The organism is Dehalococcoidia bacterium (assembly GCA_030648205.1).
Lineage (GTDB): Bacteria > Chloroflexota > Dehalococcoidia > JAUSIH01 > JAUSIH01 > JAUSIH01.
On the sequence record JAUSIH010000103.1, the window covers coordinates 1 to 16,551 of the forward strand.

At 64.6% G+C, this 16,551-nt stretch carries 16 protein-coding genes and 1 tRNA gene; 7 read left to right on the forward strand and 10 right to left on the reverse strand.

Translation table 11 applies throughout. The annotated features are described in order from the left end of the window. The 4 genes from Q7T26_11570 to Q7T26_11585 form a co-directional block, all read right to left on the reverse strand. On the reverse strand, positions 1 to 656 hold a 656-nt coding region (locus Q7T26_11570), incomplete at its 3' end, for a hypothetical protein (protein MDO8532777.1). A gap of 79 nt (positions 657 to 735) precedes the next feature. After that, complete coding sequence (locus Q7T26_11575; protein ID MDO8532778.1) at positions 736 to 963, reverse strand: hypothetical protein; 228 nt, start codon at positions 961 to 963, stop codon at positions 736 to 738. Between the two features lie 33 nt (positions 964 to 996). After that, positions 997 to 1,293 carry a hypothetical protein gene (locus Q7T26_11580; GenBank protein ID MDO8532779.1) on the reverse strand — a complete coding sequence of 99 codons (297 nt, stop codon included), beginning with the start codon at positions 1,291 to 1,293 and terminating at the stop codon, positions 997 to 999. A gap of 257 nt (positions 1,294 to 1,550) precedes the next feature. Continuing rightward, positions 1,551 to 2,813, reverse strand: a complete 1,263-nt coding sequence (locus Q7T26_11585; protein ID MDO8532780.1) for an acetyl-CoA hydrolase/transferase C-terminal domain-containing protein — start codon at positions 2,811 to 2,813, stop codon at positions 1,551 to 1,553. A gap of 377 nt (positions 2,814 to 3,190) precedes the next feature. On the opposite strand from Q7T26_11585, the gene Q7T26_11590 reads away from it, so the two are divergent. From Q7T26_11590 to Q7T26_11605, 4 genes are all read left to right on the forward strand, one after another. Further along, positions 3,191 to 4,153: a class I SAM-dependent methyltransferase gene (locus Q7T26_11590; protein MDO8532781.1), complete on the forward strand. Its 963-nt coding sequence runs from the start codon at positions 3,191 to 3,193 to the stop codon at positions 4,151 to 4,153. A gap of 28 nt (positions 4,154 to 4,181) precedes the next feature. Then, positions 4,182 to 5,339 (forward strand): site-2 protease family protein, encoded by a 1,158-nt coding sequence (locus tag Q7T26_11595; protein ID MDO8532782.1) that lies wholly within the window; start codon positions 4,182 to 4,184, stop codon positions 5,337 to 5,339. 555 nt (positions 5,340 to 5,894) lie between these two features. Further along, positions 5,895 to 6,191 (forward strand): type II toxin-antitoxin system RelE/ParE family toxin, encoded by a 297-nt coding sequence (locus Q7T26_11600; GenBank protein ID MDO8532783.1) that lies wholly within the window; start codon positions 5,895 to 5,897, stop codon positions 6,189 to 6,191. Next, the gene (locus tag Q7T26_11605) at positions 6,181 to 6,468 is read left to right on the forward strand and encodes a HigA family addiction module antitoxin (protein ID MDO8532784.1); all 288 of its coding nucleotides are present in this window, start codon (positions 6,181 to 6,183) and stop codon (positions 6,466 to 6,468) included. The genes Q7T26_11600 and Q7T26_11605 overlap by 11 nt, the downstream gene beginning before the upstream one ends. Positions 6,469 to 6,800: 332 nt before the next feature. Here the strand turns inward: Q7T26_11605 and Q7T26_11610 are convergent, their stop codons facing one another. The 3 genes from Q7T26_11610 to Q7T26_11620 all read right to left on the reverse strand — a co-directional run bounded on the left by Q7T26_11610 (position 6,801) and on the right by Q7T26_11620 (position 9,088). Then, positions 6,801 to 8,006: an FAD-dependent oxidoreductase gene (locus tag Q7T26_11610; GenBank protein ID MDO8532785.1), complete on the reverse strand. Its 1,206-nt coding sequence runs from the start codon at positions 8,004 to 8,006 to the stop codon at positions 6,801 to 6,803. 104 nt (positions 8,007 to 8,110) lie between these two features. Beyond that, positions 8,111 to 8,185, reverse strand: a tRNA-Ala gene (locus tag Q7T26_11615). 21 nt (positions 8,186 to 8,206) lie between these two features. Then, the gene (locus tag Q7T26_11620) at positions 8,207 to 9,088 is read right to left on the reverse strand and encodes a DUF4349 domain-containing protein (protein ID MDO8532786.1); all 882 of its coding nucleotides are present in this window, start codon (positions 9,086 to 9,088) and stop codon (positions 8,207 to 8,209) included. A 207-nt stretch (positions 9,089 to 9,295) separates the two neighbouring features. Between Q7T26_11620 and Q7T26_11625 the strand changes: the two genes are divergently transcribed. Continuing rightward, positions 9,296 to 10,765: a HisS family protein gene (locus Q7T26_11625; GenBank protein MDO8532787.1), complete on the forward strand. Its 1,470-nt coding sequence runs from the start codon at positions 9,296 to 9,298 to the stop codon at positions 10,763 to 10,765. Continuing rightward, entirely contained in the window at positions 10,743 to 11,756 is a 1,014-nt protein-coding gene (gene hisG / locus Q7T26_11630) for an ATP phosphoribosyltransferase (GenBank protein ID MDO8532788.1), read from the forward strand. The genes Q7T26_11625 and hisG overlap by 23 nt, the downstream gene beginning before the upstream one ends. A gap of 83 nt (positions 11,757 to 11,839) precedes the next feature. Here hisG and Q7T26_11635 read toward each other — a convergent pair whose 3' ends face one another. Further along, positions 11,840 to 12,862, reverse strand: coding sequence for a multicopper oxidase domain-containing protein (locus tag Q7T26_11635; GenBank protein ID MDO8532789.1), 1,023 nt, complete (start codon positions 12,860 to 12,862; stop codon positions 11,840 to 11,842). Positions 12,863 to 13,164: 302 nt separating this feature from the next. On the opposite strand from Q7T26_11635, the gene Q7T26_11640 reads away from it, so the two are divergent. Next, a complete protein-coding gene (locus tag Q7T26_11640; protein ID MDO8532790.1) occupies positions 13,165 to 14,145 on the forward strand; it encodes an LLM class flavin-dependent oxidoreductase in 981 nt (326 codons plus the stop codon). Here Q7T26_11640 and Q7T26_11645 read toward each other — a convergent pair. Continuing rightward, the gene (locus Q7T26_11645) at positions 14,057 to 14,479 is read right to left on the reverse strand and encodes a hypothetical protein (protein ID MDO8532791.1); all 423 of its coding nucleotides are present in this window, start codon (positions 14,477 to 14,479) and stop codon (positions 14,057 to 14,059) included. The genes Q7T26_11640 and Q7T26_11645 overlap by 89 nt on opposite strands. Positions 14,480 to 14,907: 428 nt before the next feature. Next, positions 14,908 to 16,395: an ABC transporter substrate-binding protein gene (locus Q7T26_11650; GenBank protein ID MDO8532792.1), complete on the reverse strand. Its 1,488-nt coding sequence runs from the start codon at positions 16,393 to 16,395 to the stop codon at positions 14,908 to 14,910. Positions 16,396 to 16,551: the final 156 nt, after the last annotated feature.

Below are 16,551 nucleotides of genomic sequence, written 5' to 3' on the forward strand. Positions count from 1 at the left end.
GTCCCCGGCCCCGTAACGGCGAGGTGCGGGCCTTCGCAGCCGAACACAGTCACGCAGCTATCCTCCAGCTTGAAGCCGCGCTCCACGTGGATCGGCTCCCACGGGTTGTCCTCCGGGCGCTCGGCTATGAGATAAGCCGCCTCGCCCGGGTGGCCGATGGTGGTGCGGTCCATCTCGCCCGCGTGCGCGCCGCCGATGTTCCAGCGGATGAGCCGAATAGCCCGCGCGATGGACCCGTTGGCCCGCTCAATCAGGCCGAAGGTGCAGTCGCCGTAGTGGAAGCTCAACTCCTTCACGATGGGGCCGCTCACGATGGTGAGGGGCACGACGGAGTGGGTGGTGGTCTGCACGCCGTTGAAGTTGAACTTAGGCTCCATCATGGCTTCCAGGGCCGCCAGAACGACCGGAACGTACTCCGGCTTGCAGCCCGCCATGACACAGTTGATGGCGATTTTCTCGATGGTTGCGATGCCCTGCTTGGGCGGAAGGATGCCGATCACCTCCGCCGGGTCGCGCCCGATGGCATCCAGCATCTTGCGCACCAGAGGCTCCAGCGGTGGGATGACGGGCAGGCCGTCGGTCCAGCCTTTCGCGTAAACGGTCTCCACCATCTCTTCGAGGGTGTCCACGTCAATGTGAGCGGACGCAAGTTTCATACGGCTCCTCCTGAGCATAGCGGAGGCCCGCGGGACGAGCGAACGCTCCCGCGGGCCTCGGACTTTGTTAAGGCACCGACTACCGGGCAGGCCGGGGCACGGGCTTTGTGGTCATGCGGATGATGGGCTCGATTGAGTTGTCGGCCTTCCGCTCCTCTTCCGCCTTCGTCCCGTAGGGCATGGGCTGGGGAATGATGAGCATGGGAAGGTCGGGCACGCCCAGGGCCTTCGCCTGGGCCTTCGCGGCCGACTCGAACCTGTCGTGGGCCACGAGGACAGTCGGAATGCCCTTCCGGTAAACTGCCACGGCGTCGCGCACGGCGCCCGATGTGCAGCTGCCTCAGGCCCCCACGCCGACGATGGCGACGTCCACCTGGGAGGTTACCTGATCGATCATCTCCTTCGTGGCGGGCGCGCCCACGTTGGGCTTTATGTGAGAGACCACCTTCATGGGCGTGAAGTGGGCGGTGACCTTCTTCTGCAGGAAGGCCCAGTAGTCCACGGCGGAGTAATGCCCGTCGAAAAGAAAGCCGATTGACTTGCCCTTCAACGTATCCAGGGGGACGATGGTCTTCTGCGGCCCGGTGTCCTCCACCTGAATCGCAGCGACTGGGTCCAGCAAGACGTAGTTGGCCATGCTCCCTCCTTGCGCCTGTGTTATCTCGAAGGTCGTCGTACGGTTGGCCCGATTGTAGGCGACGCCGCGACGCGGTGTCAAGGCGAAGCGCGGCCAGTCTGTCATTCCAGGAGCCGCATCTATACCCATAGGCGGGAAGCGCTCTGTCTAAGGGAGATTTCTCGTCCTTCCGACGAAGGACGAGAAAGGACAAAACGGACTGGATTTGGCTCTCCTTTTGTGTCAAAGAGATCGCAGAGAGACACAGTCCCTCTGCGCTATACCAGCCCTAGCTTCTGTGCCTCGCGGCGCAGCTCCGCGCGGAAGTCCGGGTGCGCCACGGCCAGAAGCTCCTCCGCGCGCTGCTTCAGCGACTTGCCGAGCAGTCGCGCGACGCCGTACTCGGTGACGATGATGTCGGCAAAGGTGCGCGGGACGGTGACCGCCTGAGCCGGGTCCAGCCGGGCCGCGATGCGCGACTGGGCGCCCTTCGACGCGGTAGCGGGCAGCACGATGACCGACCGTCCGCCGCGCGACATCACCGCGCCCATCGCGAAGCCCACCAGTCCGCCGCCTTCGCCGCGCGCGCTCTCCGCCGTGATCTGGCCCGTGAGGTCAATGCCGACGGCGCTGTTGATGGCGACCATGTTCTCGTGGGCGGAGATGACCGCCATGTTATTGACATAAGAGTTATCGTACATCTCGAACAGAGGGTTGTCGTGCATGTACTCCAGGTCTTGCGCGGTGGCGTAGAAGGCGCTGGCAACCACCTTGCCCGGGTGCATGGTCTTGCGGGCGCCGGTGAAGATTCCAGCGCGCACGTCCTCGGCGAAGCCGTAGCGCGTTCCGCCCGTGTGGAACCCCAGGTCGCGCTTGCCTTTGAAGACGCCCAGCACGTGCGTGTAGTCAATGACCGAGCCGACGCCCATCTCGACGGTGTCGCCATCGCGCACGATCTCCTTCAGGTAGCCGGCCATGGCCTGCACGATGGCGTTCGGCTCGCGCGGCGCCGAGGCCGTCCACGGCGGCGCGTCATGCGGGACGAAGGCGGCTATCTCCGAGACGTGGATGCGGTTGTCGCCGGGGACGCGGATGACGTTGCTGTTGACCTCCGCCAGCACGGTGCGCGCGCGCCGGGCGAGCTGCCGCTTCATGACCAGGTAGTGGCCGAAGCCGCAGTTGCCCTCGGCGTCGGGCGGCGAGACGGAGACGACGAGCACGTCCAGCGGGCGGCCCGAGATCACGCCCTCGTCGTAGAGCTTGTACTCGTGGGCGAAGATGGAAGGTACAAGCTCGTTGCGCTGCTGCCCCGCGATGGTGAACGCGGCGTCGCTGCCGGACGGGACCCAGGTGAAGTCCTCATAGTGGTTATCTCCCTTCAGGGCGACGCCGCGCAACTCCCCCGCGCGTTTGCCCAGCGCCAGCGGTATCGCCTGCGGGTCGGTGCGGCCCACGAGGACCACCTTGTCGCCGTTCTGGACGAGTCGGGCGGCCTGCTCCGCGGACACTGTCTTGCGCTTGTATTCCTCGCGCCAGTCCATGCATACCTCCGGCGGACGCGCCGCGCCCGCCCCATATCGCCCGCATGGTACGGCCACGCGCCGGAGAGGTCAAGGCCGCCAGGACAATCGCGTCGTAATGCGAGCATTCATTCCCGTCCGTCCCGTGAGTCTTTGAAGAAATGCTGAAAGAAGCCCGCCGGTTCACCACTGTCATTCCGGCGTAGGCCGGAATCCAGTGTCGCCCGTCTCGGGCGAGCTTGTGTCCCTGGGCTCCGGCTTTCGCCGGAGCGACGAAGGGACGTCCCCTTTGTGGTTTGCCATGTCCATGAGTAAGAAGGAATTAGACGCGATTGCCCTGTCAAGGCCGCCGCCGTCTCCGGTAGAAAGCACGGACGGCCATGCTATGATGGAGCAGTATGTGGAAACGAGGCCCGCACAGGCGCGCACAAGAGGGCCGGAAGCTCCGTCGCAGGGACGCGGTTGGGGAGCAGGTGGCGCCCCCTCCGCCGCCTGCCGCTCCGCGCACACCTGACGACACCTCTTGGGACGAGGTGGCGTCGTGGTATGACGCGCTGGTCGGCGAGAAGGGCAGCGCCTATCAGCAGGACACCGTCATCCCCGGAGCGCTGCGCCTGCTGGCCCCGCGCGCGGGGGAACGCGTCCTGGACCTGGCGTGCGGCCAGGGGGTCTTCTGTCGCGCACTGCACAAGCTGGGCGTCTCCGTGACGGGCGTGGACGCATCGGAGCGGCTTATCGGTCTCGCCCGGAGTCGGTCGTCCCGGGACATCCGCTACGAGGTCGCCGACGCCCGCCAGATGGCGGCGCTGCCCCGGCAGGGCTTCGACGCCGCGGCGTGCCTCCTCGCCATCGAGAACATAGACGCGGTGGGGCTGGTGTTTGCCGAGTGCGCCCGCGTGCTGCGGCCTGGCGGGCGGCTGGTTCTGGTGATGACCCACCCGTGTTTTCGCATTCCCCGGCAGAGCGGCTGGGGGTGGGACGAGGGCCGCCATTTGCAGTACCGCCGGGTGGACAGCTACCTCTCGGAGATGAAGGTGCCTATCCAGATGCACCCGGGCGCCGACCCAAGCCAGATTACGTGGACGTTTCATAGGCCCATGCAGGCCTACGTCCAGGCGCTGGCGGGCGCGGGGCTTCTGGTCGAGGCGCTGGAGGAGTGGCCCTCCAAGAGAGTCAGCAAGCCCGGCCCCCAAGCGCGAGCCGAAAACCGTGTGCGGGCTGAGATACCCCTGTTCCTTGCGGTGAAGGCCGTGCGTGTGGATGCGCCCGCCGCTCCGCCGGAGCAGGCCCCGGCAAAGCCGGAGCGTCCTTTGAGACGTGCTATGCCGGCGCGGGGGCCACGGCGCAGGCGTGGGCCTTAGAACAAGACAAAGTAACGGGAGGTTGCATATGCGTGGTAGCTTCCGCATCGTCCGCATCGCCGGGTTCGACATCCGCATCCACTACACCTGGCTGATCGCCTTCGTCCTTGTTACGTGGACGCTGGCGCAAGGGTTCTTTCCGCTCTCCTATCCCGGATGGGACTTGCCGACCTACTGGGCGACGGCCGCCGTCGCTGCGATCCTCCTGTTTGTGTCTGTCCTTGTCCACGAGCTGGCGCACTCGCTCGTCGCGCGATTGCGGGGCATTGGCGTGAAGGACATCACGCTCTTCGTCTTCGGCGGTGTGAGCAGCATCGAGGGGGAGGCCAGGGAGGCCTGGGACGAGTTCCGGATAGCGGCCGTCGGCCCGCTGGCCAGCCTGGTGCTGGCCGCCTTCTTCTTTGGTCTGGCGCAGGCGATGGGACAGCGGACCGACCCTCTCGCGGCCATCGTCGGCTATCTGGCGCTGGTCAATTTGATGGTCGCCGTGTTCAATCTGCTGCCGGGCTTCCCGATGGACGGGGGCCGCGTGCTGCGCTCCATCCTGTGGATGAGCACCAAGGACTTCTCCCGCGCCACGCGCACCGCCGCCACGGTGGGGCAGGTCTTCGCCTTCCTCCTCATTATATGGGGCGTGTTCCAGGTGCTGTCCGGCAATTTCCTGAACGGCATCTGGATCGTGTTCATCGGCTGGTTCCTGAACAGCGCCGCCGACTCCAGCCGCCGCGACATGGAGGTCAAGGAGGCGTTCCGTGGGGTGCGCGTGGACCTGCTGATGGGCAGGACGCCGGAGACGGTGACGCCTGACGTGCCCGTTGACGAGCTAGTGCACAGTCACTTTCTGGCGGGCGGGCGGCGCGCGTTGCCCGTGCTTCAGGACGGCCGGCTGGCGGGCATCGTCACTGTTACGGACGTGAAGAAGGTGCACCGCGACGCGTGGGCGAGCACGCGGGTGGGAGCCATCATGACGCGGGAGCCGCTGCGGACGGTGCGGCCTGACAGCGAGCTGACGGAGGCGCTGGGCCTCATGGCGGAAAAGGACTTGAACCAGGTGCTGGTCGTGAAGGACGGCGCGCTGGTGGGGCTGCTGAGCAGGGCGGACGTCATCCGCTATCTCCAATACCGCAGCGAGCTGGGTATTCCGCCGACGCCGCCCGCGGCAAGCGGAAGCGCGACCCGGCGATAGAGCGCTTTTCACTCGGCGGCGCGTCGTGCCTGGTCCGGCCTTGTGTGCGGAAACAGGAAGGAGGCCCTCTCGTTAAGAGAATGGGCCTCCTTCGTTTCTGGTCAAGTTATGAAATTGTGAGAAGCTCGCCACCCGAGGCTCCGTGTGAACCGGGCCATCACGGCCCGAGCGACCGCTAAAAGCTGGTCTTTCCTATCAGGGAGCCTACGGGTGGGTTTGTGTCCCCTCCGGCATCCCCCTTACTCATCCACCACTCTGCCGACGCCGGAGGGGCTAGCGTCAGGAAAGTGCCGTAAACACCCTATAACACGGGGGCTGATCAATCCAGCACCTCCTTCCGAGGCCAATTCCCATGGCCTATTCGTAATATAGCACAAGTTTGGTGATTTGGCAAGGGGGTGCGCCCCCTGGGCGGATGGGGGCCTGCCAGCAAAATCTGGGGAGGAGACGCCGACTGGGGGATGAAAGCGAGCGTCTTGATCTGTTCCCAATCTGGATTCGACCCGCTTGACACAATGGGCATCCTGGAATATTCTACATCCATAAGGTGTAAGGGTGGAAGTAGAGTTCGCAACGAACCGTTTGGCGGCGGCAAGCCTGAGCCTTTCCGAGGCCACGGGGCTTTTCGGCGTCCCCGTCGGGCGGAAGTATATCCAGCGGCTGGCGGTCCTGAGAGCGACGGACAAATTCACCCAGCTTTTCGGACATAGGGCGCTGCGGATGCACCCCTTGAAGGGCGACCGCGCAGGGCAGCACGCGATAACCCTTACGGGCAACTATCGGCTTATCGTCGAAAGGATGAGCGAGGACAAAGTCCGCATCCTCGGCGTGGAGGACTACCATGGCGACTAGGACAGACGTTTACCCTGATGTTGCTATTCCTCCCGGCGAGTACCTTACGGAGGAGATCAAGGCGCGAGGCATCTCCCAGACGGAGTTGGCCCGGCGCATGGGACGGCCCGTGAACGCCATCAACGAGATTGTCAACGGAAAGAAGGCCATTACCGCCGAGACGGCCCTGCAGCTTGAAGCGGTCATGCCGGAAATCCCGGCCAGGTTCTGGCTGAACCTGGAGACCGACTACCAGCTCGCCAAGGCCCTGATTAATCGGAGTGCGCACGGCGACTAGCTATTCCGCTCTAGGTCGCTCCACCGGTCGGCGTTGACCTCGTGGAAGACCATCCGGTCGAACGCGGGGCTATGGTCATCGTGGGCTTGCGGGCGTGATGCGCGCATACGGCTCTCCGGGAGGCGGTGATGCGCGGCCCGCGTCGAGCGTCGGGAGAGTGGTGGAGCATTGGGAACAATACGCAGAACCTTCGAAGTAGCACTAGCCCCAGCCCCACCAGCCAGATAGCAAGTCCGAATCGAGACTGGTGGGCCTAAACGTACAGAAACCAGAACTCAGCCCATCTTTGAGCTTCGCCCGCGCATAGCAGCGTGAGGGGCCTGGTTGATGTCTTACCAGCCCCACCCACTGGACATGGTTTTCCCTCGCTTGGCTCGCCAAAGGTAGTAACGCTCAAAGACCCGCTTGGCCCACAACCAGCGCTTGCCTTCGCTGAGTTTGGTGAGGTTCCGAGGTGGCCGAACAGGGTCGGCTTTGATACGTGCGGCTGTGTCACCCATGTCCAAAATGCACTCGACGAACAAGGGATGGGATACTTTCTTGCCGCCTTTTATCTCCGCAGCGATGTTCCTGGCGGCAATCACGGCCATTTGCTCAGTCATGTGCCCGGTCTTTAGGAAATTCACCGGAACCGGCGTCTCATCAACCGGAGGGAACGCAACAGCGACCCCGACGGCGTAGATGTTAGAAAATTCCTTGTGCCGATAGTGCTCGTCCACTGGGATGAAGCCTTTAGGGTTACCCAGCCCAGGCGAGTCTGCCACCGCTTTGACGCCGGCAAATGGAGGGATGACGAGGGAGAATCGCGACTCAAAAGTCTTTCCATTAGCCAGCTCAACCGAGGACTCGGTTACCTTGGAAACAGCCACCGAGGTGTAATAGCGAATGTCCCGCTCCTCGAACTCTCCCTCTAGGAACTGTCGCACCTTGCCCACGCCACCCATGCCAAGGTGCCCGAGAAATGGCTCTGGGGTCACAAAGGCGATTGGCACCTTATGACGGAGCTTCTTCTTGCGCAGCAGGTAGTCTATTTCGAAGGCGAACTCGTAGGCCGGGCCAATGCAACTTGCTCCTGGCGCGCAGCCAATCACCATCGGTCCAGGGCTCTCTAGGAAAGCCTCAAGCGCCTGCCTGGCCTCTTCCGCGTCTGCAGGGGATATCAGAGAGTGTCCCGGGCCGTCAAAGGGCCCCAGGCCAGGAACAGTTTCGTTGGCGCTACGAGGACCGGTGGCTACGATCAGATAGTCGTATGGGTACTCTTCTCCGTCCGTGATCACTTTCTGTACTTTGGGGTCGACCAGCAACGCCCTGGCGTGGGCGAATTTGATGTTCTTCCGCCCTAATGGCTTCTCTAGGTCAAAGGATATCCGGTCAAGGGTCTTAGCCCCCATGACGACCCAGGGGAGAGACGGAATGAAGACAAACCGCCGATCCTTGGAGATAAGGAGTATCTCGCACATACTTGGTCCAAGGTGCTTCCGTAACTCGTAGGCCGAGGTCAACCCGCCAAAAGACCCTCCAACGATGACGACTCGCATTGCAGCCTCCTGCCGTTGATTTTGGGGGTGGTTACATCTGGGGTTCATTCGTGTGATTAGATATGCAGTGGGCTTTTGGCAAACTTCTTGCCATTACGCCAAAGTGGTGGAGCTGAGGGGACTCGAACCCCTGACATCCTGCTTGCAAAGCAGGCGCTCTCCCTCTGAGCTACAGCCCCACGCCCTTACAAACGCTTAGTCTAGCGCGCGGGCCCCTGCGGCGGCAAGGGCGCGCTCGCGGCCTTGGCGCGGCGGCGTCGTCGGACGAGCCACACGACAAGCACTGTGACGGACACCCAGAGGGGCGAGAAGATCGCCAGCCAGATGGCTATGTTCGCCAGCACCTGGGCCGTCTGCACCAGTCCCCGCAGCGCGCTCTTCAGCGTCTCGACCGGTAGCCAGTTCGGCTCGACGATGGGCGCGGCGCTCGCGACGGCGCGGATGTCCACCGAGATAAGCGACGTCGTGGTCGTGCGGTCCAGGAACAGGATGCGGCCCTTCAGCCGCTCAATCTGCCCGCGGATATTGGAGAGCTGCTGCTGCACCTTCAGCACGTCTTCCACGGTCTGTGCCCTGTCCAGCAGCGCCAGATACTGCTTTTCCGTGGCCTCGGCGTTGCGGAGCTGCGCCTGCAGGTCCGAGTATTCCTCGGTCACGTCCTGTGCGTTGATGTTCTCTGTGGGAGGCCGCACCGCCATCTTGCGTATCTCGACCATCGCCTCGTCGAAGCGAGCGGCCGTGACACGGATGGTGACGGAGGCCATCGGCTGGTCGCCGGCGTAGGTGCGGTTGGTGCTGACCACGTACCCGCCGAACCGCGACGCCATATCCTGCACGGCGGATGCGGAAGCGGGGACGTCGTTGACGAGGATGGAGATGTTGGCCTGGCGCACGATGAGGCGGGCCGCGTCGGCGGGCGCGGGTCCCTCGTTGGTAGCGGCTCCCTTTGACTGAGCGGGCGCGAGGGCCGGCCGGGGCGCCGCGGGCGCCACGGAGGTGCCGCTTGGGCCTCCCTCTGCGCAGGCCGAGACGACCAGGACGAACAGCGCCAGCATCAGGCTGAGCAATGACAGCCGTTTCATAAGGCCTCCTTCGTTTGAGCGTCAGGCGTGACGCGCTCTTGTTATTACAACGTCTGGAGAGGCGCGAAGGTTCCCCTTCACAGGGCGCATTATAGCACGGGCGTGTCTGGCGCTCGGGTGGCCAGGGGGTCGCGCCGGACATGGCGCGGTTGAAGCGGAATCCAGATTAGTGTAGAATACGCCCAAGGATTACGAAAGGCGCAACATATGGAGCAGAGGGGTATTCCGCGGCTCTCCGGCTGCCAGGACGTCCTGGCGGAGGAGGTGGCCGTGCGGGACGTCGTGAGCGCGGGGCTTCGGTCTCTGCTGGCGCTGCATGGCTATCGTTCCGTGGAGACGCCGGTGCTGGAGCGCGCCGACCTCTACCTGCGCAAGTCCGGCGGCGAGATGGCGGCCCGGCTGCTGGCCATGTCGGACCCCGGCGGCGAGCGGGTCAGCCCCCGTCCGGAGTTCACTGCGTCGGTCATTCGCGCGTACGTGGAGCGCGAGGCGGAGCTTCCCCTGCCCGTCCGCTGGCAGTACGCCGGCCCCGTCTTCCGCGCCTATCCCGCCGAGGGCAGCCCCGTCACGCAGTTCACCCAGATCGGCGCCGAGCTGATTGGCTCCGCCAGCCCGCGTGCTGACGCGGAGGTGGTCGGCATCGCGTGCAGGGGCCTCGCGGACGCGGGCCTGCGCGAGTACCGCCTGGTCGTCGGCCACGTGGGCGTTCTGTCGGGCATTCTGGAGGCCATGGGCCTGTCGGACAGGGCCGCCATGTTCCTGCTGGGCAGCACCGGCCGCCTGCGAGAGGGGGACGCTGGAGTCAGCGCTGTCAAGGAGCGCGCCACGGAGTTGGGCCTGCTGGGCAATCGCCCGGGGGAGAACAAGCTGGCCGACCTGGCGAAGGACCTGAGCGACGACGAGCTGCGCGCCCTGCTCCAGAGCATGGTCCAGGGCACCCGGACGGAGGCGCTGGGCAGCCGCACGCCGGACGAGATCGTATCTCGCTTCCTGGCGAAGCTGAGGCGCGCCGACGACCCTCGCCGCGTCGAGCAGGCTATTGACCTTTTGGCCCACCTCTGCCGCATCCAGGGCGAGGCGGAGCCGGCCTTCCGTGAGGCGGCCAGTCACATCCAGAGTCGGGGCCTGGACCCGGCCCCCGTGGCACGCTTCCAGACGCTCATGGATTTCATGAAGACGACCGATGTCCCCGCGCGGGATACGACCGTGGACTTTGGGCTGGCGCGCGGAATTGCCTACTACACGGGCCTTGTCTTTGAGATGCAGCATGACAGTCAGGCGGGTGTGGTCCGCCTGGGCGGCGGTGGCCGCTACGACGGGCTTATCCGCGCCCTGGGCGGTCGCGGCGACGTGCCCGCGCTGGGCTTCGCGTACAGCATGGAGCGCGTCGTTGAAGCGCTGCGCGCCGAGGGGCGGGCCGCGCCGCCGGGCGCCGGTGCGGAGCGTGTCCTGGTGGTGCCTGAGGCGGACGCGTACCCGCAGGCACAGGCCCACGCCAGCGAACTGCGCCGCCGCGGCGTGGTGGCCGAGATGGAAGTCTCCGGCCGGACGCCTGAGGAGGCGCTTGCCTACGCCCGCGGCGCGGGCCTGACAGCTGTGGCCGTGGTGGACGCGCGCGGCCATGTCCGCGAGACGCGCCTGAAGGAGGGACACCATGCTGCGCCTCGCTCTGCCTAGCGACGGTGAGATGGCGGATCCCACCACCCACTTCCTCCACTCCTGTGGCCTGTCCGTGGAGCGGCCCAATGCGCGCCGCTATACCGCGGCCATTCCCGCTCTGCCCGGTGTGACGGTGCTTTTCCAGCGCTCCGGCGACATCACGTCCAAGGTGGACGAGGGCAGCGCCGACGCGGGAATCGTGGGGCTGGACCGCTACTACGAGTACCGGGTCGAAGGCGGCGACGCCATTGTGCTCATGGAGGACCTGGGCTTTAGCCGGTGCGAGCTTGTGGTGGCGATGCCGGACGCCTGGATGGACGTCACGTCCATGGCCGACCTGATAGACCTTTCCGCTGAATTGCGCGAGAAGGGCCGAGACCTTCGCGTCGCCACCAAGTACCCGCGCCTGGTGCAGCGCTACTTCTACCAGAAGGGCCTGAACTACTTCACAGTGGTGAAGGCCAGCGGCGCCATGGAGGTGGCCCCCGCCATGGGGTATGCCGACATTATCGCGGACATCTCAGCCAGCGGCACGACCCTGCGGGAGAACCGCCTGAAGACCATTGAGGATGGCACGGTCATCCGGTCGCAGGCGTGTCTCATCGCCAACCGCAAGCTTCTGCGTCGGGATCCGGCCAAGCTGGATACCGCCAAGCGTGTGCTGGAAATGATCGAGGCGCGGATGCGCGCGACGGGCTACTACAGCATTGAGGCGAACATCAAGGGGCCGTCGCCGGAGGCGGTGGCGCGGCAGGTCTGCGAGTCGCCCGAGCTGGCGGGGCTCCAGGGGCCGACGGTCGCTCCCGTGTATAGCAAAGAGGGCGAGAAGGGGTGGTACTCGGTGACGGTGGTCGTGGAGCATGAGCGGCTGCTGGATACGGTGGAGCACCTGCGGCACGCGGGCGCGATGAGCCTGACGGTGACCCCTGCGAGCTACGTCTTCGGCGGGGAATGCCAGGCCTACCGCGGCCTGCTGGACGAACTGAAGCGCGAGGGGCCGCCGCGCTAGCGAACGATCTCGGTCAGTACGTAGAGAAAAGCCGCCCGCGGGATTCCCCGCGGGCGGCTTTGTCGTCTGGACTGGTCGCGGCGCTAGTGTGAGCCGGTCGTGGCGGCTGGGTTGCCCACCTTGAGAAGGCCCAGAGCACCCTTGCCGGGGTACGCGAATGCGTGCGTGACGATGGGATACAGGCCCTCGTTCGGGACTGTGAGTTCGACGACGTATCCTCCGCCGGGCGGAATGGTCACCGTCTGCATGCCGCGCTGCACGTTGGCGGGGTTCCCATCCGCGTACGCCTTGTCGAAGATGGCGCCCACCATATGGAAGGCAGAGAACAGATTGGGCCCCGCGTTCATCACGTATATCCTGACGCGCTCGCCGGAGTTGGCGGTCAACGGAGCGTCCTTGTACTGCTCGGCGTACCCGTTGAACGTCACGTAGTCGGGCTGGACAGCCGTCATCTTGCTCCAGTCACCCTCCATGACGCCAGCCTGTGCGCTCTGTTTGAGGTAGAACTCGCTCTGCACCAGCACATACTCCTTCGCCGGAGGCAGAGGCTCCGCCGGGTCCACGATGATGGCGCCGTACATACCGTTGGAGATGTGCAGGAGCGCTGGCGCGGAGCCGCAGTGGTACATGAACACACCCGGATATTCGGCCTTCCACGTGTACGAAAGCGTTTCGCCGGGGAGGATGCTCTTGTAGTTCTTGTCCCACGGCGTCTGCGCGGCGTGGAAGTCCATGGAATGGCTCAGGGTGCCCTTGTTGACCAGGGTGAACTCGATGTAGTCCCCTTGCTTGACGCGAAGGGCCGGGCCGGGGACCGTGCCGCCGAACGTCCAGACCTTGGCCCGGACTCCCTCCGCCACGGAGACCACCTTTTCCTCGATGGTGAGGGTGATCTTGTGCGTCGTGCCGGCGGGAGCGGGCTGGAGCGACGCGGGATAGGTCGTGTGCGGTGCCGCGTGAGCGGCGGCGGGTTGGGATGTCTGCCCAGGAGCTGGCGCCGCCGGACCTGCCGTGGCGAGGCCCGTGCAGCCCGCCAGCACAAGGCCCAGCACTGCGACCAGCCCTCCGCTTGTCCAATGACCGAGGCGCCGTGTGTACCTGTTCATGGTCTTATCCCTTCTGCAAGGCCGCCTTCGTTGCTAGAACGTCCGCAGCCCTCTTGAATTTTTGCCAGGATCCCAAGAGTATCTTTACTCTTACATTATGCATGATGGCGCTTTCCAAAGGATATCGCCGTGACTTTTGTCACAAGGGCGCCCGGCATGGGCGGAGGGCTGTTTCGGGTACATATCACGGGTCTTGACGCTTCTTCCGGCGCCTCATAAGATACCCTTCGGACTGACACACCCACAGAGGCCCGCCGGACAGGCCGTGCCTGGCAGCCCTGAATGACGAACGGAGGCATAGAATGGAGCGCCTGGGAATCGCCTTCACCAGCGTTCTGCCGGTGGATGACATAACGGCAGGCGCCCGCGCCGCGGAGGAGCACGGCTACGATAGCGTCTGGGTGACGGAAGGCTCCGGCAAGGACGCCTTCAGCCAGCTCACCGCCGCTGCGGTAGCGACCAAAAAGGTACGGCTGGCGACGGGCGTTATCCCTATCTTCAGTCGCACGCCTTATCTGCTGGCGATGACGGCGTGCGCCCTGGATGAGGTGTCAGGCGGGCGCGCGACTCTGGGTCTGGGCGTAGGGCACAAGGGTTTCGTGGAGGGCACGCACGGGGTGCCTTTCGACAGGCCCCAGCAGCGCCTGCGCGAGTATGTGACGCTGCTGCGCTCCCTCTTCAGCGACCAGCCCGTGAGCTTTCAGGGGCAGGTGCTCCGACTGCCGACCGCCCGGCGTCCGTATCCACTCAAGGGGCGGATACCCATCTACACGGCTGTCCTCAGCCTCTCGATGGCGCGGCTCGCGGGCGAGATAGCGGATGGAGTCCTTCTGAACCTCGCGCCGTCAACGCACATCGGGCGGGTGATAGAGGCGGTCCATGAGGGCGCGCGAAAGGCGGGCCGCGACCCTGGCGGCATTGACATCGCGTGCTATATCCTGGCGGCCCCGGACACAGCGGAGTCCGCCGTCCAGGGCGTGCGCGGTCAGATTGCCAGGTACGGAGGGATGCCCTTCTACCAGAAGATGTACGAGGAGAGCGGGTTTACGCGAGAGGTCAGCGCGTTACGCGAGGCCTGGGGAAGGAGCGACCGCGAGAGCGCGCAGCGCGCCGTCTCCGACCGGATGATGGAGGCGCTGGCCGTCCTAGGGAGCGGCCAGCGCGACCGGATCAAGATGTTTCGCCTTGCGGGAGTCACGTTGCCGATATTGTTCGCCGCAGTGCCGCTCGCCGGGGCGCGACCTCAGATCGCGAAGCTGGCCGCTGCGTTTGCGGGAGCATAGCGCGCAGGCTCGCCTCTCGACGGGCTTGTGGCTTGTCCAGCATGGCGAGGCGCTCGCTGACTATCTGAAGGGCCAGGGTGCGGCTCTGGCAGACGGCGAGCCTTCCCGCCAGATATCCATCGTCTATGACGTCCTGGACCCACTTGCTGAAATCGTTCTTCTCGGAGTTGACGTGATAGACGAAATAGTCCTCCGTCATGCGCGCCAGGCCAGCCTCCAGTTCGCGCTCGTTACGGTACACCTCGCCGCTGCAACAGTAGAAGACCTTGTCCGACGGGACGTCAGCGAGCCACCGGGGGAGACGTGTCTTCCGCGTACCCATTGTTGCTCCCATGTTCGCCTCCTTCGTGCGTCCGTTATGGCCTTCAAGCGGCGAGAGGCTGGACTTGGCGTGCTTCGCGGAGCACGAGCGCCGTTGCAAGAACTATGAGACCCTTGGGATGCCGGGGGAATAGATGGAGGAATTTTTCGAGCCTTCTTGCAAGAATCTCCGCGCGCGGGGCAGACTCCCGTTCCGCATCCGAACAACGACTCTGTCTGACCGATTGGTAACCGTACACACTGTGCTACGTGTGTCAATGGAGAAATCCGCCTTGAGTGTTCGCGGCTCCACGGGTTCTCAGAATAGGGGCGCGCTAAACACTTGCAGTATAACAGATTGTGAAATAATTCGCAATGCCTGCTGTCCAGAGGGCATTTGGAGAGGGGCGCATGAGCGCCCCTCTCGCGTTTTCACCGCTGAGGCCGGAACGATGGTCGGCTCTACCGGTCCAGCCACACCTCTCTGAAGTTGTTGTATGTCTGGCAGCAGACTGACGACAGGCGGAAGCCCTTGACGTAATTCCACCAGGCCTGACGGTAGATGCCGCTCCAGTACGGCCGGAAGAGGTACTGGTCGAGGAGCTTGCGCTGGAGCTCAAAGACCAACTTCTTCCGCTCGGCGTTGTCCAGAGTCTTGCTTTGTTTGTCAATGAGGGCGTCAATCTCCTTGTCGCTGTAGCCGAAGAAGTTGGTGGAGGCGTTGGTGATGTAGGGGGTGAAATAAGCGTCAGGGTCGCTGATGGCCTGATTGAATACAACCTGGCTGACCTTGAAACTCCGCTTGTTGACCGTCTCAAAGAAGATGGCGTCGTCCAGAGGTTGCACCGTCACGTTGATGCCAATCTTGGCCATCTGCTGGCGGATGACCTCGCCCGCACGGATTTGGGGCCGTATCTGGGCGCGCACGGGCATGGTGACGGACAGACCCGAGACGCCGGCGTCCGCAAGGAGCTTCTTGGCCTCGGCGATGTCCTGCGGAGTGACCTCCTTGACGCCGGGAATCTTCGCGATATCCTCCTTGGGCAGGCTCCAAGAGCTGGTGGAGGGGAAGATACCCGCGGGCACGCCGCTCTTGGGGTTGGCCAAGTCCACGATTTCCTGCTGGTCGTAGGCCAGGAAGAACGCCTTGCGCACGCGGATGTCGTTGAACGGCGGCTCTCCCACCCGCAAGACGGGCCCGAAGTAGGAGACGGCCTGGTTGGAGCCGGTCACGATACCGGGCACCTCTCTGGTCAGGACCTCTTCATCATCCGCCGAAATACCGCGGGTCCCGGGGGCGCTGACGTGCACCCGCCCCGTGCGCAGCGCTGCGGTCTGCGTCGCTGGCTCGGTGATGACCAGGAACGTGAGGCCGTCCAAGTAGGGCAGGCCCTTCATGTAGTAGTCGGGATTGCGCACGTGCTCAATGCGCGCGCCGCGCGCCCACGACTTCAGCTTGAAGGGGCCGCTGCCCACGGGGTCGATCTTCATGGCGCCGCCCCGCGCTTCGATAACGTGCTTGGGGAAGATGAGAGACCATTCGTTGCTGACAAGTGTCATGAAGCTCGCTGTGGGGAACTTCAGGCGTACGGTGACGGTCTGCGGGTCGGGGGCTTCAACCTTGTCAATAAGGGACGCGTACAAGTCCTTGCGCGGGCTGATCACGCCCTGGGGAGGGTTCATGATACGGTCGAAGGTATACTTGACGTCCGCCGAGGTGACGGGCTGGCCGTCGTGCCACTTGGCGTTGGGGCGCAGCTTGAACGTGTACAGCACGTCGTTCGTGACCTTCCACGACTCGGCCAGGTCGGCAACGAGCTTGGACTCGTCCAGGGGGTCGGGCGCTATCAGCATGCTGTAGATGGGCGCGAATGGCCACAGGCTGACGCTGCTGGTCTCCTGGTGAATGTCGCTGGTCACGGGGTCGGCGGGGTTCCAGCGGACGAGCACCCCGCCTCTCTTGGGACCTGACGCTGCGGGCACGGCCGTCGGCGCGGCGGTGGCTGGCCGCGGCGTCGCCGCGGGCGCGGGAGCGGACGGAGCGGCTGGAGCGGGCGCCGCAGGTGCGGGCCGCGAGGTGGGCGCTGCCGCCGGTGCGGGCGCGGC

Bases quoted from the DNA above. Each gene is read 5' to 3' on its own strand.
- Q7T26_11580 (MDO8532779.1), bottom strand. From the start codon at position 1,293: ATGGCCAACTACGTCTTGCTGGACCCAGTCGCTGCGATTCAGGTGGAG.
- Q7T26_11585 (MDO8532780.1), bottom strand. From the start codon at position 2,813: ATGGACTGGCGCGAGGAATACAAGCGCAAGACAGTGTCCGCGGAGCAG.
- Q7T26_11590 (MDO8532781.1), top strand. From the start codon at position 3,191: ATGTGGAAACGAGGCCCGCACAGGCGCGCACAAGAGGGCCGGAAGCTC.
- Q7T26_11595 (MDO8532782.1), top strand. From the start codon at position 4,182: ATGCGTGGTAGCTTCCGCATCGTCCGCATCGCCGGGTTCGACATCCGC.
- Q7T26_11605 (MDO8532784.1), top strand. From the start codon at position 6,181: ATGGCGACTAGGACAGACGTTTACCCTGATGTTGCTATTCCTCCCGGC.
- Q7T26_11610 (MDO8532785.1), bottom strand. From the start codon at position 8,006: ATGCGAGTCGTCATCGTTGGAGGGTCTTTTGGCGGGTTGACCTCGGCC.
- Q7T26_11620 (MDO8532786.1), bottom strand. From the start codon at position 9,088: ATGAAACGGCTGTCATTGCTCAGCCTGATGCTGGCGCTGTTCGTCCTG.
- Q7T26_11625 (MDO8532787.1), top strand. From the start codon at position 9,296: ATGGAGCAGAGGGGTATTCCGCGGCTCTCCGGCTGCCAGGACGTCCTG.
- hisG (MDO8532788.1), top strand. From the start codon at position 10,743: ATGCTGCGCCTCGCTCTGCCTAGCGACGGTGAGATGGCGGATCCCACC.
- Q7T26_11635 (MDO8532789.1), bottom strand. From the start codon at position 12,862: ATGAACAGGTACACACGGCGCCTCGGTCATTGGACAAGCGGAGGGCTG.
- Q7T26_11640 (MDO8532790.1), top strand. From the start codon at position 13,165: ATGGAGCGCCTGGGAATCGCCTTCACCAGCGTTCTGCCGGTGGATGAC.
- Q7T26_11645 (MDO8532791.1), bottom strand. From the start codon at position 14,479: ATGGGAGCAACAATGGGTACGCGGAAGACACGTCTCCCCCGGTGGCTC.